Source organism: Tsukamurella paurometabola DSM 20162 (genome assembly GCF_000092225.1).
In the GTDB taxonomy this organism is placed as follows: domain Bacteria; phylum Actinomycetota; class Actinomycetes; order Mycobacteriales; family Mycobacteriaceae; genus Tsukamurella; species Tsukamurella paurometabola.
In genome coordinates this window covers 701,653-722,041 of record NC_014158.1, presented here as the reverse complement: position 1 = coordinate 722,041, position 20,389 = coordinate 701,653, and the positions used below count along the sequence as shown (strand labels likewise).

Annotated in this window: 21 protein-coding genes; 9 read left to right on the top strand and 12 right to left on the bottom strand. The window is 68.6% G+C overall.

Translation table 11 applies throughout. The annotated features are described in order from the left end of the window. The first annotated feature begins 14 nt into the window (after positions 1 to 14). The 3 genes from TPAU_RS03455 (at position 15) to TPAU_RS03445 (ending at position 3,991) form a co-directional block, all read left to right on the top strand. On the top strand, positions 15 to 1,160 hold the full coding sequence (locus TPAU_RS03455; RefSeq protein WP_013125381.1) for a DUF3089 domain-containing protein: 1,146 nt from the start codon (positions 15 to 17) through the stop codon (positions 1,158 to 1,160). Positions 1,161 to 1,243: 83 nt separating this feature from the next. Then, positions 1,244 to 3,064, top strand: a complete 1,821-nt coding sequence (locus TPAU_RS03450) for an acyl-CoA dehydrogenase (RefSeq protein ID WP_013125380.1) — start codon at positions 1,244 to 1,246, stop codon at positions 3,062 to 3,064. 51 nt (positions 3,065 to 3,115) lie between these two features. Beyond that, a complete protein-coding gene (locus TPAU_RS03445; protein ID WP_013125379.1) occupies positions 3,116 to 3,991 on the top strand; it encodes a 1,4-dihydroxy-2-naphthoate polyprenyltransferase in 876 nt (291 codons plus the stop codon). A 13-nt stretch (positions 3,992 to 4,004) separates the two neighbouring features. On the opposite strand, the gene TPAU_RS03440 is transcribed toward TPAU_RS03445, so the two are convergent. Next, positions 4,005 to 4,844 carry a helix-turn-helix transcriptional regulator gene (locus TPAU_RS03440; protein ID WP_013125378.1) on the bottom strand — a complete coding sequence of 280 codons (840 nt, stop codon included), beginning with the start codon at positions 4,842 to 4,844 and terminating at the stop codon, positions 4,005 to 4,007. Between the two features lie 131 nt (positions 4,845 to 4,975). Here TPAU_RS03440 and TPAU_RS03435 point away from each other — a divergent pair, with 131 nt between their 5' ends. Together TPAU_RS03435 and TPAU_RS03430 are read left to right on the top strand one after the other, a co-directional pair. Further along, a complete protein-coding gene (locus tag TPAU_RS03435; RefSeq protein WP_013125377.1) occupies positions 4,976 to 5,914 on the top strand; it encodes an SDR family oxidoreductase in 939 nt (312 codons plus the stop codon). A gap of 12 nt (positions 5,915 to 5,926) precedes the next feature. After that, the gene (locus tag TPAU_RS03430; protein ID WP_013125376.1) at positions 5,927 to 6,403 is read left to right on the top strand and encodes a GNAT family N-acetyltransferase; all 477 of its coding nucleotides are present in this window, start codon (positions 5,927 to 5,929) and stop codon (positions 6,401 to 6,403) included. 35 nt (positions 6,404 to 6,438) lie between these two features. Here the strand turns inward: TPAU_RS03430 and TPAU_RS03425 are convergent, their stop codons facing one another. After that, a complete protein-coding gene (locus tag TPAU_RS03425) occupies positions 6,439 to 7,080 on the bottom strand; it encodes an FMN-dependent NADH-azoreductase (RefSeq protein ID WP_013125375.1) in 642 nt (213 codons plus the stop codon). A 101-nt stretch (positions 7,081 to 7,181) separates the two neighbouring features. Here TPAU_RS03425 and TPAU_RS03420 point away from each other — a divergent pair, with 101 nt between their 5' ends. Further along, positions 7,182 to 7,613, top strand: coding sequence for a MarR family winged helix-turn-helix transcriptional regulator (locus TPAU_RS03420; RefSeq protein ID WP_013125374.1), 432 nt, complete (start codon positions 7,182 to 7,184; stop codon positions 7,611 to 7,613). A gap of 27 nt (positions 7,614 to 7,640) precedes the next feature. Here TPAU_RS03420 and cds1 read toward each other — a convergent pair whose 3' ends face one another. Continuing rightward, positions 7,641 to 8,735, bottom strand: a complete 1,095-nt coding sequence (cds1, locus tag TPAU_RS03415; protein WP_013125373.1) for an L-cysteine desulfhydrase Cds1 — start codon at positions 8,733 to 8,735, stop codon at positions 7,641 to 7,643. Further along, positions 8,732 to 9,076: a DUF4229 domain-containing protein gene (locus TPAU_RS22240; protein WP_160160293.1), complete on the bottom strand. Its 345-nt coding sequence runs from the start codon at positions 9,074 to 9,076 to the stop codon at positions 8,732 to 8,734. The genes cds1 and TPAU_RS22240 overlap by 4 nt, the downstream gene beginning before the upstream one ends. A 177-nt stretch (positions 9,077 to 9,253) precedes the next feature. Here TPAU_RS22240 and TPAU_RS03405 point away from each other — a divergent pair, with 177 nt between their 5' ends. After that, positions 9,254 to 9,415: a BldC family transcriptional regulator gene (locus TPAU_RS03405; RefSeq protein WP_019200932.1), complete on the top strand. Its 162-nt coding sequence runs from the start codon at positions 9,254 to 9,256 to the stop codon at positions 9,413 to 9,415. A 67-nt stretch (positions 9,416 to 9,482) separates the two neighbouring features. Here TPAU_RS03405 and ccsB read toward each other — a convergent pair whose 3' ends face one another. The 7 genes from ccsB to TPAU_RS03370 form a co-directional block, all read right to left on the bottom strand. Then, positions 9,483 to 10,475, bottom strand: a complete 993-nt coding sequence (gene ccsB, locus TPAU_RS03400) for a c-type cytochrome biogenesis protein CcsB (protein ID WP_013125370.1) — start codon at positions 10,473 to 10,475, stop codon at positions 9,483 to 9,485. Then, positions 10,476 to 12,098, bottom strand: a complete 1,623-nt coding sequence (gene resB / locus TPAU_RS03395) for a cytochrome c biogenesis protein ResB (RefSeq protein WP_013125369.1) — start codon at positions 12,096 to 12,098, stop codon at positions 10,476 to 10,478. It lies immediately after the preceding gene. Continuing rightward, positions 12,098 to 12,883, bottom strand: coding sequence for a cytochrome c biogenesis CcdA family protein (locus TPAU_RS03390; RefSeq protein WP_013125368.1), 786 nt, complete (start codon positions 12,881 to 12,883; stop codon positions 12,098 to 12,100). The genes resB and TPAU_RS03390 overlap by 1 nt, the downstream gene beginning before the upstream one ends. Then, entirely contained in the window at positions 12,883 to 13,479 is a 597-nt protein-coding gene (locus TPAU_RS03385) for a TlpA disulfide reductase family protein (RefSeq protein WP_049825760.1), read from the bottom strand. The genes TPAU_RS03390 and TPAU_RS03385 overlap by 1 nt, the downstream gene beginning before the upstream one ends. Beyond that, a complete protein-coding gene (locus TPAU_RS03380) occupies positions 13,476 to 14,105 on the bottom strand; it encodes a histidine phosphatase family protein (RefSeq protein WP_013125366.1) in 630 nt (209 codons plus the stop codon). Before TPAU_RS03380 ends, TPAU_RS03385 begins: the two co-directional genes overlap by 4 nt. An 8-nt stretch (positions 14,106 to 14,113) precedes the next feature. Continuing rightward, positions 14,114 to 15,433: a glutamate-1-semialdehyde 2,1-aminomutase gene (hemL, locus tag TPAU_RS03375; RefSeq protein ID WP_013125365.1), complete on the bottom strand. Its 1,320-nt coding sequence runs from the start codon at positions 15,431 to 15,433 to the stop codon at positions 14,114 to 14,116. A 113-nt stretch (positions 15,434 to 15,546) separates the two neighbouring features. Continuing rightward, positions 15,547 to 16,440: a TauD/TfdA dioxygenase family protein gene (locus tag TPAU_RS03370; RefSeq protein WP_013125364.1), complete on the bottom strand. Its 894-nt coding sequence runs from the start codon at positions 16,438 to 16,440 to the stop codon at positions 15,547 to 15,549. A 168-nt stretch (positions 16,441 to 16,608) separates the two neighbouring features. On the opposite strand from TPAU_RS03370, the gene TPAU_RS03365 reads away from it, so the two are divergent. After that, positions 16,609 to 18,075, top strand: coding sequence for a WS/DGAT/MGAT family O-acyltransferase (locus tag TPAU_RS03365; RefSeq protein ID WP_013125363.1), 1,467 nt, complete (start codon positions 16,609 to 16,611; stop codon positions 18,073 to 18,075). Further along, positions 18,072 to 19,592 carry a carboxylesterase/lipase family protein gene (locus TPAU_RS03360; protein WP_013125362.1) on the top strand — a complete coding sequence of 507 codons (1,521 nt, stop codon included), beginning with the start codon at positions 18,072 to 18,074 and terminating at the stop codon, positions 19,590 to 19,592. Before TPAU_RS03365 ends, TPAU_RS03360 begins: the two co-directional genes overlap by 4 nt. Here the strand turns inward: TPAU_RS03360 and TPAU_RS03355 are convergent. Next, positions 19,580 to 20,311 carry a TetR/AcrR family transcriptional regulator gene (locus TPAU_RS03355; RefSeq protein ID WP_013125361.1) on the bottom strand — a complete coding sequence of 244 codons (732 nt, stop codon included), beginning with the start codon at positions 20,309 to 20,311 and terminating at the stop codon, positions 19,580 to 19,582. The genes TPAU_RS03360 and TPAU_RS03355 overlap by 13 nt on opposite strands. Positions 20,312 to 20,389 lie beyond the last annotated feature (78 nt).

Sequence of the window (20,389 nt, the reverse complement as noted above, 5' to 3'; positions counted from 1 at the left end):
GAAGGAGATCGTCCATGGTGCTCAGGCGGATCGGCGGGCGCGTGGCCGCGGTACTGGCGGCGGCGGCACTGAGCGCCGCCCTAGCAGGCGGGGTAGCACAGGGCACACCGTCCACGCTGTGGATGTGCCGGCCGGGCACCGCGAATCCGTGCACCCTCCCTCTCGACACCACCGACCTCAGCACCGGCCAGGTGACGACGCCGGCCAAGCCGACGGCCGGGGACCAGAAGGTGGACTGCTTCTACGTCTACCCCACGGTGACCAATCAAGTTGCGCCCAACGCGAATCCGGTTCGCATGCCGGAGGTGGACTCGATCGCCCGCTTCCAGGCGGCCAGGTTCTCCAGCATGTGCCGGGTATTCGCGCCGATCTATCCGCAGATCACCATCCTGGGTCTGGCACCCGCCATGCTGCTGCAGCTCAAGCAGCCGATGCAGACCGCGTACACGTCGGTTCGCGACGCCTGGCGTGAGTACCTGGCCCGCGACAACAAAGGGCGCGGCGTGGTCTTCATCGGCCACTCACAAGGCAGCATGATGCTGCGTAAGCTAATCCGCGAGGAGATCGATCGCGTTCCGGCGGTGCGAGACCGTGTGGTGGGCGCGTTGCTGATCGGCGGCAACGTGACCACCGCAGCGGGATCCACCACCGGCGGCGACTTCCAGAACCTGCCGCTGTGCACGCGGCGCGGCCAGTTCGGTTGCGTGATCGGCTTCTCCACCGACCTGGTAGCACCGGTCATCTCACTGTTCGGCAACACCGACATCGACCTGCTCTCACAAACGATGGACCTACCGCGCGGTGCGGGGTACCGCGTGGCGTGCACCGACCCCGGCCCGCTCGCCGGGGAGACAGGCCCCGTCCCGGTGACGGTACCCAGCGAGCCCTACTCGTTCGGGATCATCTCCACCCTCATGGGCTACACCACCTTCCCCGAAGCGCTGCCCACCTCCACGAGCACCTGGACGGCGAGCAAGGGCCGCGGGATCGGCGCCTGCGAATACGTAAACCGGCACAGCATGTACCGGATCACCATGACAACGCCACAGCCGATCAACGAGTTGCCGCTGCTCAGCACGCATCTGCTGGACATGAACTTCGGACTGGACCGGCTGGTGTCGATCGCGAGACAACAGTCACAGGCCTGGCTCAAGCGCTAGCAGATCTCCACTCCCGGCGAGTGGAAACGAGAATCTACAAATGTGTAGAATTATCGCGTCCGCTCACCCACAGGAGATCCGAGTTGAAGCAGAACATCGCAGCGCAGACCCCGCTGCTCAGCCCCCGTGACATCGACTTCCTGGTCTACGAGTGGCTCGGCGCCGAGGAGCTCACCAAGCACGAGCGGTACGCGGAGCACTCCCGCGAGACGTTCGACGCGGCGCTCGACCTCGCCGCCGAGGTCGCGGTGAAGAAGTTGTCGAATCACTACCGCGAGGCCGACGCCCACGAACCCACCGTCGGCCCGGACGGCACGGTCGTGACGCTCCCGGAGACCGCCGAGGGGATCAAGGCGATCTTCGACTCGGGTCTGCTGACCGGTGAGATCCCCGCCGAGGAGGGCGGCATCGGCCTGCCCTCGGTGGTGGCGAAGGCCACCTTCGCGTGGCTCAACGCCGCGAACCTTCCCACCGCGGTGTACACCGGTCTGACGATGGGCAACGTGAACGTGATCCGCTCGTTCGGCACCGACGAGCAGAAGCGGCTCTACGTGGAGCCGATGATGGAGGGGCGATTCACCGGCACCATGTGCCTATCGGAACCGGAAGCGGGTTCGGCGCTGGCCGACATCACCGCACGCGCCGAGCGCCGCGAGGACGGCACCTACGCGATCACCGGTACGAAGATGTGGATCACCGGTGGCGACCACGAAATGACCGAGAACATCGTGCATCTCGTGCTCGCGAAGGTTCCCGGCTCACCCGACGGCGTGAAGGGCATCTCGCTGTTCATCGTCCCCAAGTACCTGGTGAACGACGACACCTCGGTGGGCGAACGCAACGATGTGACCCTGGTGGGCCTGAACCACAAGATGGGCAACAAGGGCACCACCAACTGCCTGCTCGCCTTCGGCGACGGTACGCACCCGCAGCCCGGCGGCGGCGCCACCGGCTATCTGGTGGGCACCGAGAACCGCGGCCTGATCCAGATGTTCCAGATGATGAACGAGGCGCGGATCGCGGTGGGCTACACCGCCTCCTCGATCGCGTACACCGCATACCTGCAGTCCCTGGAGTACGCCAGGAGCCGGGTGCAGGGACGACCCGTCACGGCGCTCGACGGACCGCAGGTCCCGATCATCGAGCACGCCGACGTGCGGCGGATGCTGCTCGCGCAGAAGAGCTTCGCCGAAGGCGGGCTCGCTCTCACCCTGTACGCCGCCCGCCTGATCGACGAGGCGAACACCGCCGCCGACGAGGCCGGAAAGGTCGCGGCGGAGCAGTTCCTGGACTTCCTCACGCCGATCATCAAGAGCTGGCCGTCGGAGTTCGGTCTCAAGGCCAACGAGTACGCGATCCAGATTCACGGCGGCTACGGCTACACCCGCGACTACAACGTCGAGCAGCTGTACCGGGACAATCGGCTCAACGCGATCCATGAGGGGGCCAAGGCGATTCACGGCCTGGATCTGCTGGGCCGGAAGGTGCCGCAGCACGGGGGTGCGTCCTTCGGTGCCCTGCTGGGCCGGATCGAGGCGACCGCGGCCCGCGCGGCCGACGTACCCGAGCTGGCCGACCTCGCGGCGCAGCTGCGCGCGGCATCCGGCCGGGCACTGGAGGTCACCATGGCGGTCGGCGGAGCCGGCGATCCGGCACTGTCGCTGGCGAACGCGACGGCCTACCTCGACGGCCTCGGCCACGTGGTGGTGGCATGGCTGTGGCTCGATCAGGCACTCGCCACGATCGCCGAGGACGGCACCCCGAAGGACGAGGCCTTCTACCGCGGTAAGCGGACCGCGGCGCGGTACTTCTTCACCTACGAACTGCCGAAGGCGTTGACGGAGTTCGACCTGCTCGCGAAGCTGGACCGGACCACGCTCGACCTGGACATCGCCGTCCTCTAGCCCGCCCGGCCCGGCGTCGCGGGGCCGGTCGCGCGCTATAGGGTTGCAAGCATGGCAACTCCCGCGCAGTGGCTCGAAGGCGCACGCCCCCGCACGCTCCCGAACGCGATCGCCCCGGTGATCGCGGGCACGGGGGCGGCGGGCTACCTCGGTGAGGCCGTGTGGTGGAAGGCGCTACTGGCCCTGGTGGTCTCGCTGTCGCTGATCCTGGGGGTGAACTTCGCCAACGATTACTCCGACGGTATCCGTGGCACGGACGACGACCGGGTGGGTCCGCTGCGGCTCGTCGGGTCGGGGTTGGCCTCGCCGGAGGCGGTGAAGCGGGCGGCCTTCGTATGCTTCGGCGTCGCGGGCGTGGCCGGCGTGATCCTCAGCCTCACCTCGGCGTGGTGGCTGATCCTGGTGGGCCTGGTGTGTGTGGCCGGTGCCTGGTTCTACACCGGCGGCACGAACCCGTACGGCTACCAGGGTCTCGGCGAGATCGCCGTGTTCGTCTTCTTCGGCCTGGTCGCGGTGCTGGGAACCGAGTTCGTGCAGGCCGGCCGGATCGACGTGACGGGGGTGCTGTCCGCCTGTGCGATCGGTTCCTACAGTTCCGCGGTGCTGGTGGCGAACAATCTGCGCGACATCCCCACCGACACGGAATCGGGCAAGATCACCCTGGCCGTGCGGCTCGGCGACTCGAATACCCGCATCCTGTTCGGCGTCCTGGTCGCCGTCCCCACGGCGCTGGGTCTTGCGCTCGCCGCCGTCGCCACTCCGTGGGCCCTCCTCACCCTGCTCTCGGCGCCGCTCGCCGTCCGCGCCGCCCTGCCGGTGGTGCGGGGCGGCCGGGGCCCCGCCCTGATCCCGGCCCTCGCCCAGACCGGTCTGGCCATGCTGGTCTGGTCGATCGCCGACGCCGCAGGCCTGTTCCTCGGCGCCTGAGCCGCAGGCATCCTCAGCCGAGGGCGAGATCGCCGACCGCGGAGAGGAGTTGCAGCTTCTCGTAGCTCTCCGACCCCGGCTGCGCGGTGTACACCAACAACAGGTGTGACTGCTGCGGGTCGACCAGGTGCTGGCAGTTCAGTTCGAGCAGCCCGACCTGTGGATGCAGGAAGCGTTTGACCTCCTCGGGCCGGATCCCGACGGCGTGTCCCTCCCACAACGCACGGAACTCGGCGCTGCGCGTCAGCAACAGGTCGGCGTACTCCGCGGCCCGCGAGTCGGGCCCGCGCAGCGCGGTAACTGCGCGCAGTCCCGAGGCGAACATCGCGGACAGGAAGGCGTGGTCGTCGTCCGGATGGATGGCGCGGCTCGCGGGATCGGTGAACCAGCGGTATCCGACGCTGCGGTCGGGTCCGGTGAACCGGGTGGCGTCACCCACCAGTGCCACCGACAGCGGGGTCTGGCGCAGGGTCTCCCCCAGTTCCGTCACGATCTCTGCGGGCGTATCGGTCAGCCGGTCCAGCACGCGCAAGAGGCCCGGGCTGATGTGATCGCCCGTGGCACCGCGCGGCGGTGCATGATGCCCGGACAGCCGGAACAGATGGTCCCGTTCGTCCAGACTCAGGTGCAGGCCCTGCGCGATCGAGGCGATCATCTGCGCCGAGGGCTGTGGGCCCCGTTCACGTTCGAGGCGGGTGTAGTAGTCGGCGGACATGTGACACAGGGCCGCCACCTCCTCACGGCGCAGCCCCTGCGTTCGGCGCCGCTGGCCACGCGGAAGCCCGACGTCCTCCGGTTGCAGCGCGGCTCGTCGCTGCCGAAGAAACTCGGCGAGCCCAGGGCGATCGATCACGGTTGCCTCCTCGGGCTCCACAGTACGGCCGGGTGCGGTATCCGCCTGGGTCGTATCGGGGGATCACCGATCCCTGGATAGCGCGCACCGCGGCTGCGAACCTGAAGGCACCACACCGATGGAGGAATCACATGCAGCGCACACCGATCGATATCGCCCTCCCCGATCTCACGGGCAAGCGCGCGGTGGTGACCGGCGGCACCGATGGCATCGGCCTCGGCATCGCCGGGCACCTCGCCGCCGCCGGAGCGGAGGTGGTGCTTCCCGCCCGCAACCCCGCCAAGGCCGCGGCGGCGCAGGCCGTCATTCGCGACGCGACGCCCGATGCGCGGATCAGCATCGAATCACTCGATCTGTCGTCACTCGCCTCGGTCGGCGAGCTGGGACAGCGCCTGCTCACCGACGGCCGGCCGATCCACCTGCTGATCAATAATGCAGGCGTGATGACGCCGCCCACCCGGCAGGTCACCGCCGACGGCTTCGAATTGCAGTTCGGCACTAACCACCTCGGACACTTCGCACTCGTCGCGCACCTGTTGCCCCTGCTGCGCGCGGGCAACGCGCGCGTCACCTCGCAGATCAGCATCGCGGCGAACGAGCGGTCGATCAATTGGGATGACCTCAACTGGGAGCGGTCCTACAACGGGGGCGGCGCGTACAGCCAGTCCAAGATCGCCTTCGGCCTGTTCGGGCTCGAACTCGACCGCCGCAGCCGCGAGCACGGCTGGGGCATCTCCAGCAATCTCGCGCACCCCGGCGTCGCGCCGACGAGCCTGCTCGCCGCGCGCCCGGAGATCGGCCGCGACGGTGACACCCTCGGCGTCCGGCTGATCCGCTTCGCCTCCGCGCGAGGCCTGGTGGTGGGCACCGTCGAGAGCGCGAAGCTTCCCGCCTTGATGGCTGCGACCACCCCCGAAGCGGGCGGAAAAATGTACGGCCCCAAGGGCTTCATGCACCTCGGCGGTCCGCCGGCCGAGCAGGCGCTGTACAGCCGCATCCGCAGTGAGGACGAGGCCCGGCGCATGTGGCAGGTCTCCGAAGAACTCACCGGAGCGACCTTCGGCGCCTGAGATGATAGCCGGATGGATGCCGTCGTTCTGACCCGTCTCCCCGACCATCCCGATGTGATCCGGCTGAACCGCGACTACCTGACGGAGGTCGTCTCCCGCTGGTACGGCCGACCGGCGGCACGGCACGAGATCGAGCAGGCGCTGGCCGATGAACCGGCGAGCGATCTCGTGGCCCCGAGCGGGCACCTCGCGGTCATCGAACTGGACGGGGATGCGGTGTGCCTCGGCGGTCTTCGGTTCATCGATGCGGACACGGCCGAGCTGACCAAGATCTACACCGCCCCGCGGGTCCGGGGACGTTCTCTCGCGAGTCGGATCCTCGCCCACCTGGAGGGCGTCGCCGCGTTCCGCGGCCGGTCCCTGGCCCGGTTGGATACCCGATCGGACCTCGTCGAGGCCTGCCGGCTGTACGAGTCACGGGGATACCGCACGGTTCCGCCGTTCTCCGCGGCTCCCTACTCGGACCGCTGGTACGCGAAAGACCTGTGACCGGTCGCGATGAAGCCGGGGGCCACAGGATCCGGCTACGCCCCGATCGCGACCAGCTCCGCACCGCGTGAGCGCGCCAGATCACGACTGCGCGACCGTATCCGCGCTGCGCGGTCGGACTGGTCGGCCATCTGCGGTACCCGGTCCGCCAGAGTGAGCGGTGTCTCGATCACCGTGACGTCACCACCGAAGACATCGGGCCCGAAGGTGTGTTGCACATACGGCGCCGAATTGTCCCAGCCGTCGCGGGCCGATCCTGCGGTCCCGTCGCCGCCGCGCGCGGTGACGAGGACGATCGGCTTACCCCGCAGTGGATAGGAGCGCGGCGCGAACCGGGGATCGGTCCACAGCAGGTTGATCCAGCAATTGACGTGGGGGGACGGCCCCCAGTTGTACAGCGGAGCCCCGACGACGATCACATCCGCGGCCACCATCTCGTCGGCGAGATCGGTGACGAGAGCGAGCGCCTCGGCTTGTTCGGCCGTCGGGGGCCGGCCTTCCCTACCTCGGAGGGCGTGCTCCCACGCGGCGGGAGTCACGGGCGTCTGCACGAGGTCACGGGTCAGCACACTGCCACCGCCCGCCTCTGTCCAGCCGCGCTCGAACTCGTCGATGATCTCGCGGGTCACCGATGTCGCGCCCTGAATGGAGCTGTCCACGCGATATAGCGATCCCATAGTGTTCTCCTGGTCAGATTGTCATATTCATAGATGATCTATATCGCAGATTATCATCTATCGAGATCTTCTGTGGAGCACCAGTCGGGTAGGCTTCGCGCGTGGTTGCCGATTCGACGAAACGAGGCTTCGGCCAGGATCTGTTCACCCTGGTCCGCACCTATCGGCAGCACACGGATCCCCTCCTCGAGGATTTTCCGGCGGGCCCGCGCGGCTTCTACGTGATGGTCGCGGTCGAAGAGAGCGGACCCCGCAATCAACAGGCGCTCGCCTGCTCCGTCGGCATCGACCGCACCGTGATGACGTACACCCTGGACGCGCTTCAGCAGGCGGGCCTGACCGAGCGATTGGTCGATCCCGACGATCGCAGGGCACGGTTGATCACCCTGACGGCGAAGGGCCGGCAGGCGTTGCACCGGACGCGCGCAGAACTCGACCAGGCGGAATCGGAGTTCCTGTCCCCGCTGACCGCAACCGAGCGGCAAGCGCTCACGTCCCTCTTACAACGGGCGGCATCGGCGACCGACGAGTAGGTCCGACGCCGAGAATCCGGCGCGCCGTTACTCGCGCCAGGTCCCGTCGGCGAGGAAGCGCTCGATGGTCAGCGTCGGCGGGATGAGGTCGAAGCCGTTCGCCGCCACCCATTCGTCGTCGAAGTAGGTGTCCAGGTAGCGGTCACCGTCGTCGGCGAGCAGCGTGACCACACTGCCGGAGACGCCCGCGGCCACCATCTCGGCGATCACGCCGAAGGAGCCCCACAGGTTGGTCCCCGTCGACCCGCCCAGGTGCCGGCCCAGCAGGGCGGAGGCGATCCGGGCGGCGGCGATCGACCCGGCGTCCGGCACCGAGACCATCCGGTCGACGATGGCGGGGATGAACGAGGGCTCCACCCGCGGCCGGCCGATGCCCTCGATCCGCGAGGACATCCCGGTCTCCACCGAGTAATCACCGCTGTCATAGCCCGCGAAGAAGCTGGAGTTCTCAGGATCGACCACACACAGCCGCGTGGCGTGCCGGCGGTACCGGATGTAGCGGCCGATCGTTGCCGACGTGCCGCCGGTGCCGGCACCCACCACGATCCACGCCGGCTCCGGGTTCTCCTCCAGCGCGAGCTGCGAGAAGATCGACTCGGCGATGTTGTTGTTACCGCGCCAGTCGGTGGCGGCCTCGGCGTGAGTGAACTGGTCGAGATAGTGCCCGCCGGTCTCGAACGCCAGACGCGCCGCTTCGGTGTACACCTGATCGGCACGGTCCACGAAATGACAGGTGCCGCCCTCGCGCTCGATCAGAGCCACCTTCGCGGCGCTGGTCGAGCGGGTCATCACCGCCACGAAAGGTAGGCCGAGCAGCTTCGCGAAGTACGCCTCCGAGACGGCCGTCGACCCCGACGAGGCCTCGATCACCGTCGTCCCCTCCCGCAGGCAGCCGTTGCACAGCGCGTACAGGAACAGCGACCGGGCGAGCCGGTGCTTGAGGCTGCCGGTGATGTGGGTGGTCTCGTCCTTGAGATACAGCTGTACCCCGCGGGCCCACTCCCCCAACGGAAAGCGCAGCAGGTGGGTATCGGCGCTGCGCCGCGCATCCGCTTCGATCAGGCGGATCGCATTGTGCACCCAGGAACGATCCTCGCTCCGGTCGCAGACCCGGGTGGTCACTCGTCGACGCCCTGCAGACGCCGCCGGAAATCGTCGCGCTTCTCCTTGCGGCGATCATCGATCACCGCTGCACTCGCGGCCACACGGTCGCGCAGCCGCCTCCCGACGATCATCGAGACGGGCATCGCCACGACGAGAGCGAACAGGAATACGGGGATCAACGGCACCTCATCGGTGACCAGCGTTCCGATCCCGTAGAAGATCGCCGCGATGACGGCGACGAGCGCCAGCCGGAACACCGTGTACAGGACCATATCGCGCGCGAGGGCGCGCTTGGCGGCGCGCACCTCGTCATCGGAGCCGCTGCTCGACGATGCCGGGGCGTCGGGGGTATCAGTCACGCCCCACAGGATACGCCAGGTCCGAAATACGACTTTACCAATTCTTGACACTTGCATAGAGGTTCGAGTACTCGGGCAAATCGCTGCATACTGGGCATCATGACGATCGCACACCCGAACACCGCCCAGCGCCCCGGCGATCCCCGCGCTGCCGCGCCGCGCCAGGCCGAACGCCTCATGACGCCTGGCCAGGTGGCCGCACTGTTCAACGTGAACCCCAAGACTGTCACCCGGTGGGCCGGCGCCGGCCTGCTCGGCTCGGTGCGGACGCCGGGTGGACACCGCCGCTTCCGCGCCTCCGAGGTGTTTGCTCTACTGAATCAGAACACGACACAGTAGTCGTACAACGACGAAAAGGGCGCCGCTCCCCACGGGAGGCGGCGCCCTTCTGTGCTCTCGGGGCGGATCAGGCGTACGAGTGCAGACCCGAGACCACGTAGTTGATGAAGAACAGGTTGAACATCATCGTGATGAATCCGAAGATGTTGATGTACGGCGCGGCCTTTCGCCACACCGTCGTCGCGCGAGCATGCAGGTAGGCCGCGTAGATCACCCAGGAGATGAACGAGACCGTTTCCTTCGGGTCCCACCCCCAGGCCCGGCCCCAGGCCGCCTCGGCCCAGATCGCTCCGCAGATGACGCCGGCGCTGAACAGCGGGAAGGCCACGATCACGGTGCCGTAGGCCACGCGGTCGAGAATCTGCGACGAGGGCAGCGCCGCGAGCAGCCTGCCGTAGGCGTTGTCGGGAGCGTCGAGCGTACCGTCGGGTCGCTCGTAGCGGCGGCGCATGAGATACAGCAGGCTGGCCACACCCGACACCAGGAAGATGCCCGACCCCACCGAGACGATCGTGACGTGGATGGCCAGCCAATAGGACTTCAGCGCGGGCACCACCGGACCGGCGTCGGTGTAGAGCGCACCCTCGGCGATGAACATGAGGATGAGCACCGGGAACAGGACGAACACGAGGATGGGGCGGGCCTCCCGCTTGCGCAGCATCACCAGGCCCACGAACACCGCGCCCGCGCAGGTGATCGAGACGAACTCGTACATGTTGCCCCAGGGCAGGCGGCCCGTCGCCATACCGCGCGCCACGATCGATCCGAGCTGAAGCAGCAGGCCCACCACCGTCACGGCGTATCCCATGCGGCCGAACCGCTCGGACTTCGCCCGCCGCGGTGCGTCGTCGATCACCAGGCCGGGCGTGGAGTCGGTGGCGATGGGCGCCCCGCCCGCCGCCACCAGCTCGCGGCTGCGATCGCGCGCCGCACCGCTGTCCACCTTGGTGGTCGCCAGCTCGACCACCAGGAGCACCAGTGCGAAGGCGTAGATCGCCGCGGCGCTGGTGAACATCACATCGGAGTACTTGGCCAAGGTCTCGTCGATAACGGGTCCCATTTACTTCGCCCTTTCCACGTCCGGCTCCCGCGCGGGTTCCGGCCTCGCCGTGCTGCCCACGACCCGGTCGGCCAGGGCATCGAAGTCTTCGTTCCATCCGGCCAGATCGGTGCGGGCGAGCCCGGCGATCTCCACTACGGTACCGCCGTCGGCACGCGGTGTGAGCCGCGCGAATACCCGGCGCCGCTTCACCGTGAGCGAGACGATCAGTCCGCCGAGCATCCCGATCGCGAAGGCCAGGATCCACATCTGCGCCGGATCGCGGCTCACCTGCAGCGCCGCGAAGTTCTTCACCCCGTCGAACCGGACCTGCGTGCCGTCCTCCAGAGTGGTCGACTGACCGGCGTCCAGATTCACTCGCGCCTTCTTCACCAGGCGACCCGAATCGATCTGATCGCGGCTGAGCGAGAAGATGTTCTGCGGCTTGCCGGTGTCCAGCCCGGTATCGCCCTGGTAGATGTCGATCGCCACGGCCGGGTCATTGGCGGCGGGGAACTTCGAGGTGAGCAGCGTCCCGTCGAGCTGCTTCGTGGGCGCGAGCAGTCCCTCGATGCCGATCTGCTTGGTGCGGCGCTCGTCCTCGGTGCCGTACATGCCGCCGGGCGGGTCGAACCGCAGCGCGCCCGATGAGAGGAAGTAGACCTTGTCCTGCGGCGCGAACTGCATGGTCTGCGTGCGGGTCTGGCCGTTCGGATACGTCACGGTGAAGGTGCCCGCATAGCCGTGGCCGGTCATGTAGACCCGCACCCCGTCCATCCGCAGCGGCTTGTTCACCTCGATCTCGTACTGCTTCCACGCGTCCGAAGAGATGCTCTCCTTGTCCAGGTACGAGGCCTTGGTCCGGAACATGTCCGGCTGCGCGTTGGGCAGGAAGGTGGCCTGCACCTGGTCGGCGCGCAGGCAGAACGGGGTCAGGCCGGTGCCGTCCACGAGCGGGCCGGCCCGGAAGGTGTCGTAGTTTGACGGGCTGTTGCAGAACCCGCCGTCGCCCTGGATCACGATGCGCGATCCCTCGTAACCGAACTGGTGACCGATCGCGATCGACAACAGCACGCCGAGCAGGCTGGCGTGGAAAACCAGGTTCCCGGCCTCGCGGAGGTAGCCCTTCTCGGCGGAGACGGTGACGGTGCCCGCGGGCTCGCCTGCGCCGCCGTCCCGGCTGATCTTGCGCCAGCCGCGCAGATTCTTCAGGATCGTCGCGGCCGCCTGGTCCGGCGCCTCGTCGGTCTCCCGGACGGTGTGCCGCGGCAGCCGACCGAGGTTGCGCGGGGTCGCCACGGGCGGGGTGCGCAGTGCCTGGAAGTGCTCGACGATGCGCGGTGCGACGCAGCCGACCAGGGAGACGAACAGCAGCACGTAGATCGAGGTGAACCACACCGATTTGAAGACGTCGAACAGCTGCAGCTTGTCCATGATCTGGCCGAGCGTGCCGTGCTTGTTGATGTACTCGTTGGTGTTGAACTGGCTGATATCGCGCTGCGGCAGCAGGGCGCCGGGGATGGCTGCGATGGCCAGCAGGAACAACAGCACCAGCGCCGTCTTCATCGACGTCAGCGAACGCCAGGTGTTGCGGATCGTCGCGACGATCCGCCCGGCCAGGGATTGTTTCGTGGGTGTGGTCATCAGATCGGCATCACCGTATTGGAGACGAACAGGCGGCGCACCAGGTCGACGAGGTCGGCCCAGTAGCCCGTGACGAGCAGGACGCCCACCGCGATCATCAGTACGCCGCCGAAGATCTGGATGCGTCGGGAGTTGCGTCGCAGCCAGCCGACGGCGCGCACGGCCACCGTCGACCCGAGGGCGAGGATCACGAAGGGCAGGCCGAGCCCGGCGCAGTAGGCGACGATGAGCATCGCGCCACGGGCGGGTTCGGCGTCGGTCCCCACCACGACCGACATGACACCGGCCAGGGTGGGGCCGATGCACGGGGTCCAGCCGAGCGCGAACACGCCGCCGAGTAGCGGCGCACCGGCCAGCGTGGTCCATTGCCGCGGTGCGAACCGCACATCGCGCTCGAGCATCGGGACCAGGCCGATGAAGGCCAGTCCCATGATGATGGTGACGACCCCACCGATCCGCATGAGCACGTCGGCGTTGAGCCGGATCGACGTGGCCAGGCCGAATACCGACATGGTCATCAGCAGGAAGACCGCGGTGAATCCGGCCACGAACAGCATGGACGCGCCCATCACGCGCCAGCGTCCGGCGCGCGCACCGGATTTCGCCTCGTCGACAGTGGCGGCAGGGGCCTCGGCACCCACCAGGCCGGCCAGATAGGAGAGATAGCCGGGAACCAGCGGAACGATGCACGGCGATGCGAACGACACCAGTCCCGCCAGCGCACAGGCGGCGAGCGCGATGAGCAGCGGGCCGGAGACGGCCGCATCGGCGAAGGCGTCTCCCATCATTGCTCCCCGAGTACCTTCTCGATCGTCCCGGTGAGCTCCTTCTCACCGACCGTGGTGAGGTACACCGCGGCCACGCGGTGCTGCCGGTCGAGCACGAACGTCATCGGCACCACGGTGGTGGGGTATTGCTCGCCGATCGCGAGCAGCGTCTTGCCCGGCGGATCGTAGATGGAGGGGTAGGTGAGCTTGAACGAATCGATGAAGTCGCGCGCGGCGTCGTCGCCGGCGGTCTCGCGCACGTTGATGCCGAGGAACTCCACACCCCGCGGCTTCGACGCCACGTACACCTTCTCCAGCTCCGGGGCCTCGATCCGGCACGGGGCGCACCACGACCCCCAGACGTTGATGACGACGACCTTGCCCTCGTAATCCTTGAGGGAGAGCGTGGTATTCGGGTCGGTGACGCTGCGCCCCGAGAGTTCGCCGACGGTACTGCGCTTGGCCGGCTCGTAGAACTGCTCGAGTTTGCCGCCGGGCGCGATCACGCCGCCCTCGGCGGACCGGTCGCTGTACTGGGTGCATCCGGTCAGGAGCAGGGTCCCGGCCAGCAGGGCGGCTGCCACCCGCCGGCCTGCCCGGAGGCGGTGCCTCACGCGCCGGTCACCGTGGGGTCGGACGCCCCGGCGGGCTCCGAGTAGACGAGGTCGACCAGCGCATCGTCCTCGTAGACCAGGCTGGTGAGCGAGGCCAACGAGCACTGCCGCTTACGCGGGTCGTGCCACAGCCGCTTGCCCTCGAGGTAGCGGCGCAGGGTCACGACGGGGAGCTGGTGGCTGACGATCACGGCCTCGTGGCCCGCGGCCCGCTCGCGGGCGATGTCGACGACGCCGAGCATGCGGTGCGCGATCTGCAGGTAGGGCTCGCCCCAGGACGGGGTGAACGGGTCGCGCAGCTTGGCCCAGTGCTTGGGCTCGCGGAGCGCACCGTCGCCGACGGACACCTTGAGCCCCTCGAACTGATTGCCCGCCTCGATGAGCTCGCCGTCGGTGATGATCGTCAGGCCGTGGCTCTCGGCGATCGGGGTGGCCGTCTCCTGCGCGCGCTGCAGCGGGGAGGCGAAGACGGCGGTGATGTCGTGGTCGGCGAGAGCGTCGGCCACGGTCTGCGCCTGCTCCCGGCCGCGCTCGGAGAGGTGGAAGCCGGGAAGGCGCCCGTAGAGGATGCCCTCGGGGTTGTACACCTCGCCGTGCCGCATCACGTGCACGATCGTCTGAGTCATGTTGTGTCCTACTGCGGCTGGGCGGCGGCGGCCGCGCGGGCGGCGGCGGGCAGCGCCGCCGCGATGGTGTCGAAATCGGTGTCGGTCAGAGCGGCGGAGACGAACCAGGCCTCGAAGGCGCTGGGCGGCGGATACACGCCCTGGGCGAGCAGGGAGTGGAAGAACGGGGCGAAGCGGAAGGTCTCGGCGGCCTTGGCCTCGGCGTAGTCGGTGACGGGGCCGTCGGTGAAGAACACGGAGACCAGGTTCCCGGCGTACTGCACGTGATGGCGCACGCCCTCGGCAGCGAGCGCATCGCCGAGCAGGCCTCCGAGCCGCTGGGAGTTCGCGTCGAGGGTGGCGTACACCTCGTCGGTGGCGTGACGCAGGGTCGCCAGACCTGCCGCGACGGCCACGGGGTTCCCGGACAGGGTTCCGGCCTGGTAGACGGGGCCGAGTGGCGCGAGATGGTTCATCACGTGCTCACTGCCGCCGAATGCTGCCGCGGGCAGCCCGCCGGACATCACCTTGCCGAAGGTGAACAGATCGGCGTCGACGGGGTCGAGGCCGTACCAACCGGCACGACTCACGCGGAAGCCGGTCATCACCTCGTCCAGGATGAGCAGTGCACCGTCGGCGCGGGTGATCTCGCGCAGGCCGATGTTGAAGCCGGGCACGGGCGGGACGGCGCCCATATTGCCGGCGGCGGCCTCGGTGATCACCGCGGCGATCTCGCCCGGGTAGCGGGCGAAGGCCTCGCGGACCGCGTCGAGATCGTTGTAGGGCAGCACCAGGGTGTCGGCGGCTTGCGCACCGGTGACGCCGGGGCTGGTGGGCAGGCCGAGGGTGGCGACGCCTGAGCCGGCGTCGGCGAGCAGGGCGTCGACGTGGCCGTGGTAGCAGCCGGAGAACTTGACGATCTTGCTGCGGCCGGTCACGCCGCGGGCCAGGCGTACCGCGCTCATGGTGGCCTCGGTGCCGGAGTTGACCAGGCGCACCCGGTCGACGGGGGCCACACGCGCGATGAGTTCCTCGGCGAGCGCGACCTCCGCCCCGGTGGGAGCGCCGAAACTCAGACCGGAGGTGGCCGCGCGCTGCACGGCATCGACCACGGCGGGATGGGCGTGGCCCAGGATCATCGGGCCCCAGCTGGAAACGAGATCGACGTAGTGGTTGCCGTCGGCGTCGATCAGCGTGGAACCGGATGCCGATTCGATGAACCGCGGAGTGCCGCCCACGGCGGAGAAGGCCCGCACCGGCGAGTTGACTCCCCCGGGGATCGATCGTGCGGCGCGCTCGAAGAGCGCGGCGCTGGCGGGGACCGCGGTGGGGGCATCGGGGGAACTCACGACCTCCAGTGTCCCAAACCGAAGCAAGTCGTCAACTACAGGGTGTAGGAGAGCGCCCGATTGCTACCGGCCTGCGCCGTCCGGCGGGATTCCGGGCGGTACCCACCGCGGCCTCAGCCCCGGGCCGCTGCCAGGTCGACGCCCGACCGGCTGCGCTCACCGGTGATGCTCTCCGGAACGCCGCCGGTGAGCACAACCCGCCGCATCAGCCGCTTTTGTTCGGCGTAGTCCGAGACCGCGTAGTGCTGGGTGGCCCGGTTGTCCCAGATCACCACGTCCCCCGGCTGCCAGTCCCACCGTACGGTCAGTTCGGGCCGGGTGATCCTGCGCTGGAACAGGTGCAGGAGTGCGTCGGAGTCCTCCCGGTCGTAGCCGCTGATCCGGCGGGCGTACACCCCCAGAAGCAGGCAGCGCTCCCCGGTCTCGGGGTGCACGTGCACCACCGGGTGTTCGGCGGCGATGGTCTGCGCGGTCAACTTCGCGTAGAACGCGGCGGTATCGGGGTGATCGCGCGCGGCGCGGGCCTGTTCCGGACTGAGGTCGTCGCGGAAGGCGGAGTTGTCGTGTACCGCCCACAGCGCATCGGCCAGGCGGCGCAGCTCGGCGGGCAACTGGGCGTAAGCGGCCGCGGTGTTCGCCCAGATGGTGGTGCCGCCGAAGTCGGGCAGCTGCACCGCACGCAGGATCGCGCCGGCCGGTGGCCGCTCCGAGAAGGTGATGTCGGTGTGCCACCAGTTGGCCTTGCCGCCGTGTTCGCTGTCGATGGCGGCCACGTGAGCGGACGGATCGTTGAGGTGCACCGCACCCAGATCGCCCAATCGGCGGCCGAACTCCTGGTGCGCCGCATCGTCGAGATCGTGCTGGTCGCGGAAGAACACCACCTTGCGCTCGAGCAGGGTGGCACGGATGAACGCGATGTCCTCGTCGGCGAGGTCGCCGCCGAGGCGGATGCCGTCGATCCGCGAGCCGATGTGCTCGCCGATCCGTATCGCGCGCGGGTTTCCCATCGGGGGTTCCTCCGGACTGCCGGTTGTACTGCGTGCGGTGCTCGGGTCGCCCCTCAGCCTAGTGAGCGTGGACGCTCACGCTCACTGTGATCCGCACCGCGCCGCACCACCCCGCCTCTATGCTGGAACAGGTTCCACCGGGGGAACCGTGGATGCGAGGGGAACTCGATGGAACGACTCAGCGGGCTCGACGCCTCCTTCCTGTACCTGGAGTCCAGGTCGCAGCTGATGCACGTGTCCGGCATCCTCGAACTCGACCCCGGCACCGTCGAGGGCGGCTACCGGTTCGAGGACCTCCGGTCTGAGTTGGCGCGGCGGATCGCCGCGATGCCCGCCTTCCGGCGTCGCCTGCACGATTCGCTCATGAACATCGACCACCCGGTGTGGATCGAGGACGAGAACTTCGACATCGAGGCACACGTGCACCGGGTGGCCGTGCCCGCGCCGGGCGGGCGGCGCGAGCTCACCGAACTGTGCGCGCACATCGCCGGACAACCCCTGGACCGCAGCAAGCCGCTGTGGGAGATGTGGGTGCTGGAGGGCGTCGGCGGAACCGGGTCGGACCCGCTCGCTGCGCGCTCGGCGCCCGGTCGCATCGCCGTGATGATGCGCATGCACCACGCCGGGGTCGACGGCGTCACCGGCGCGGGCCTGATGGCGCAACTGTGCTCCCTCACCCCCGAGCCGCCCGCGCTCGACCCGGACATGGTGAATCGTTCGACCGGCGGCGCACCGCTGCTGGAATTGGCCGCGTCCGGTGCGAAGAACATGCTGATGCGGCCGCTCTCGCTGGTCTCGCTACTGCCCCGCACCCTCCCGGTGCCGGTGAAGTGGGCCAGCCGGGCGCGCCGCGGCGAGGCGATGCCGGCACCGTTCACCGCGCCGCGCACATCGTTGAACAGTTCGATCACCGGACACCGGTCAATCGCGTTCACTCAGGTCTCGCTCGACGACGTGAAGCGGATCAAGGACCATTTCGGCGCCAAGGTCAACGACGTCGTACTGTCGGCGTGCTCGGGCGCATTGCGCGGTTTCCTGCACGACCGGGGCGAACTCCCCGACCAGCCGCTGGTGGCGATGATCCCGGTGTCGGTGCACGAGGCGGAGATCGGCGCCACCCTCACCGAGGGCACGAACAAGGTGACGGGCATGTTCACTCGACTCACCACCGACGTCGACGACCCCGTCGAGCGGCTTCGGGTGATCCGCGACCGGGTAGCCACCTCGAAGGAGCACCACGGCGAGCTCGATGACAACCTGCTGCGGTCGTGGGCGCAGTTCGCACCACCGACGATCATGCGGGTCGGCGCGAAACTGTACGGCGACAAGAACCTTCCCGATCTGCATCCGGCGATCTACAACCTGGTGATCTCCAATGTTCCCGGCCCCGATTTCCCGCTGTACTTCCTGGGTGCGCGGATCCAGTCGATGTATCCGCTGGGGCCGGTGTTCCATGGGGCGGGCCTGAACATCACGGTCTTCTCCCAGGAAGGCACACTGAACATGGGCGTGATCGCCTGCAAGAAGCAGGTGCCCGACCCGTGGCCGATCGTGCGCGCCTTCGAGCAGGACATCGCGGCGCTCGCGGCGGCCGCCGGCGGTTCTGCGCCCCCGACCCACGGAGACACCGCATGACCAGCGCCGCCACCGATGATTCCGCCCGCGCCGAGCCCTCCGGCCCGCAGGTTCGTATCGACGCCGGGGCCCTCAGTGGCATCGATCTGGGGAAGGTGCACACCTATCGCGGCATCCCCTACGCGCAGCCACCGGTGGGCGAGCTGCGCTACCGCGCACCGCAACCGGTGCGCCCCTGGGACGGGATCCGGGAGGCGACCGAGTTCTCCCCTGCCGCGCCGCAGAACAGGAAGTACACGCTGGTCGGGTTCCGCGAGTACCAACCCACCAGCGAAGACTGTCTCACGCTCAACGTGGTGACCCCGGCGCGCCCGGCCACCGCGCCGCGTCCGGTGATGGTGTTCATCCATGGCGGCGCCTACCTCATGGGCAGCTCTGCGACACCGCTCTACTACGGCAACTCCCTGGTCACGCGCGGGGATGTGGTGTTCGTGTCGATCAACTACCGGCTCGGCGCCCTCGGCTACCTCGATCTCACCGACTTCTCCACCGATGAGCGGCCGATCGACGGGAACCTGGGTCTCCGCGACCAGGTGGCAGCATTGGAATGGGTGCGGCGCAATATCGCCGCATTCGGCGGAGACCCGGACAACGTGACGATCTTCGGCGAGAGCGCCGGAGGCAACGCGGTCACCACTCTGCTCGCGACCCCTGCCGCCCACGGCCTGTTCCATCGGGCGATCGCGCAGAGTTCGGCACCGGAACTCACCGTCGACGCAGCGAAGGCCCGCGGCTGGGGCAAGCGCTTCGTCGAGATGCTCGGCGGCCCGGAGCTTCTCGCGACCGCCTCCTCGGAAGACCTGGGACGCACCGGCAACCATCTGATGGGCGAACTCAATCGCGAGCAGCTCGGCGTGGTCCCGTACGGCCCCACCGTCGACGGCGACTTCCTGCCCGAGGATCCGGAAGCGGCGATCGCGGGCGGCCGCGGAGCGCAGGTCCCGCTCATCATCGGTACGAACCGCACCGAGGCGACGCTGTTCACGAAGATGCCCGGTATGGGCAAACCCTCCGCCGACCGGGTCGCGCACACTCTCGGCGTCGATCAGGGCCGGGCCGACCAGCTGGCGCGGGCCTACCCCGGCTACCCGGGCGTGGGAGCATTGAACCGGATCATCGGCGACTACATGTTCTGGGCACCGTCCGTGCGGATCGCGCAGGCGCATGCGAGGCACCAGCCCACCTACTTCTACCGCTACGACTTCGCCCCCAAGACGCTCGACCTGCTGGGCTACGGCGCCACCCATGCCACCGAGCTGATGGCGGTGTTCGGCGTGTACCACGGGATCACAGGTTGGGTGATGGGCGCGCTGGGCGACCGCCGGGTGGCGATGCGTGTCTCCGACGGTATGCAGCGGGACTGGATCACTTTCGCGCGCACCGGCCATCCCGCCGGCGAGTGGCCCACCTACAACGGCACGTCGCGTGCCACGCTGGTGATCGATGACCGCAGCCGGGTGGAGTACGACCCGGCCGCGGACGTGCGTCGCGCCTGGGAGGCGTTCTACGCCTCGTGATCCGGGGCCCCGGTCGGCCGCGCGACGAGATCGACGGTGCGCGCGATGAGCGTCTCCAGCCCCCAGCGGAAGGGCTCTTCGGCGTAGGGGTTTGCGGCCTGCTGCGATGCGCCGTCGGTGCCGACGCGTGCGGTGAAGGCGGCCACCGCGGAGCGGAAGGTCGGGGCGTCGAGTTCCTCGGGGCGCGAGGTGAAGATGCCGGCCGGCGCATTGGCGTCCATGGCGGAGCCGTACACGAAGGATTCGAAGGCGATGATGATCGGGACGACGTCGGATTCGGTGACACCCGCGGCCACCAGTCCCGCGGCGAGGTCGTCGTACATGCGGCGGGTACTCGGCGCCCCGGACACCGGCATCGTGGCGATGAGCGGGATCAGCGACGGATAGCCGGCGAACACCTCGCGATAGGAGACCGCCCACTCGCGCAGCGCGCCGGGTAGGGCGGATGCCGGGTCGCCCTCGGGCGTGCCGTCCGTCAGCGCGATCAAAGCGGAGGTGTCGACGCGCGACATCACCGCGTCCTGCACCAGAAGGAGGAGCTCGGCCTTGTTCGCGATGTGGTTGTACAGGGCCGAGACGGCGACGCCGAGCCTCTCGGACAGGACCTTCATCGTCAACTTCTCCGGACCCTGCTCGGTGACGAGGTCGAGCGCCGCGTCCGCGATGAGATCGCGGTTGAGCACCGAGACGAGCGGGCGCCCGGCCTTACGGGTGGTCATTCCGCGCCCCGCCGGAGGCCCGCAGCGTGGCTACGCCTGGTTGGTCCCACATCGCCTCCGTGACTCGTCACCGGCCGA

Coding starts and splice junctions, on each gene's coding strand:
- TPAU_RS03455 (WP_013125381.1), top strand. CDS start 15: ATGGTGCTCAGGCGGATCGGCGGGCGCGTGGCCGCGGTACTGGCGGCG.
- TPAU_RS03445 (WP_013125379.1), top strand. CDS start 3,116: ATGGCAACTCCCGCGCAGTGGCTCGAAGGCGCACGCCCCCGCACGCTC.
- TPAU_RS03435 (WP_013125377.1), top strand. CDS start 4,976: ATGCAGCGCACACCGATCGATATCGCCCTCCCCGATCTCACGGGCAAG.
- TPAU_RS03430 (WP_013125376.1), top strand. CDS start 5,927: ATGGATGCCGTCGTTCTGACCCGTCTCCCCGACCATCCCGATGTGATC.
- TPAU_RS03425 (WP_013125375.1), bottom strand. CDS start 7,080: ATGGGATCGCTATATCGCGTGGACAGCTCCATTCAGGGCGCGACATCG.
- TPAU_RS03405 (WP_019200932.1), top strand. CDS start 9,254: ATGACGCCTGGCCAGGTGGCCGCACTGTTCAACGTGAACCCCAAGACT.
- ccsB (WP_013125370.1), bottom strand. CDS start 10,475: ATGGGACCCGTTATCGACGAGACCTTGGCCAAGTACTCCGATGTGATG.
- resB (WP_013125369.1), bottom strand. CDS start 12,098: ATGACCACACCCACGAAACAATCCCTGGCCGGGCGGATCGTCGCGACG.
- TPAU_RS03390 (WP_013125368.1), bottom strand. CDS start 12,883: ATGGGAGACGCCTTCGCCGATGCGGCCGTCTCCGGCCCGCTGCTCATC.
- TPAU_RS03380 (WP_013125366.1), bottom strand. CDS start 14,105: ATGACTCAGACGATCGTGCACGTGATGCGGCACGGCGAGGTGTACAAC.
- TPAU_RS03370 (WP_013125364.1), bottom strand. CDS start 16,440: ATGGGAAACCCGCGCGCGATACGGATCGGCGAGCACATCGGCTCGCGG.
- TPAU_RS03365 (WP_013125363.1), top strand. CDS start 16,609: ATGGAACGACTCAGCGGGCTCGACGCCTCCTTCCTGTACCTGGAGTCC.
- TPAU_RS03360 (WP_013125362.1), top strand. CDS start 18,072: ATGACCAGCGCCGCCACCGATGATTCCGCCCGCGCCGAGCCCTCCGGC.
- TPAU_RS03355 (WP_013125361.1), bottom strand. CDS start 20,311: ATGACCACCCGTAAGGCCGGGCGCCCGCTCGTCTCGGTGCTCAACCGC.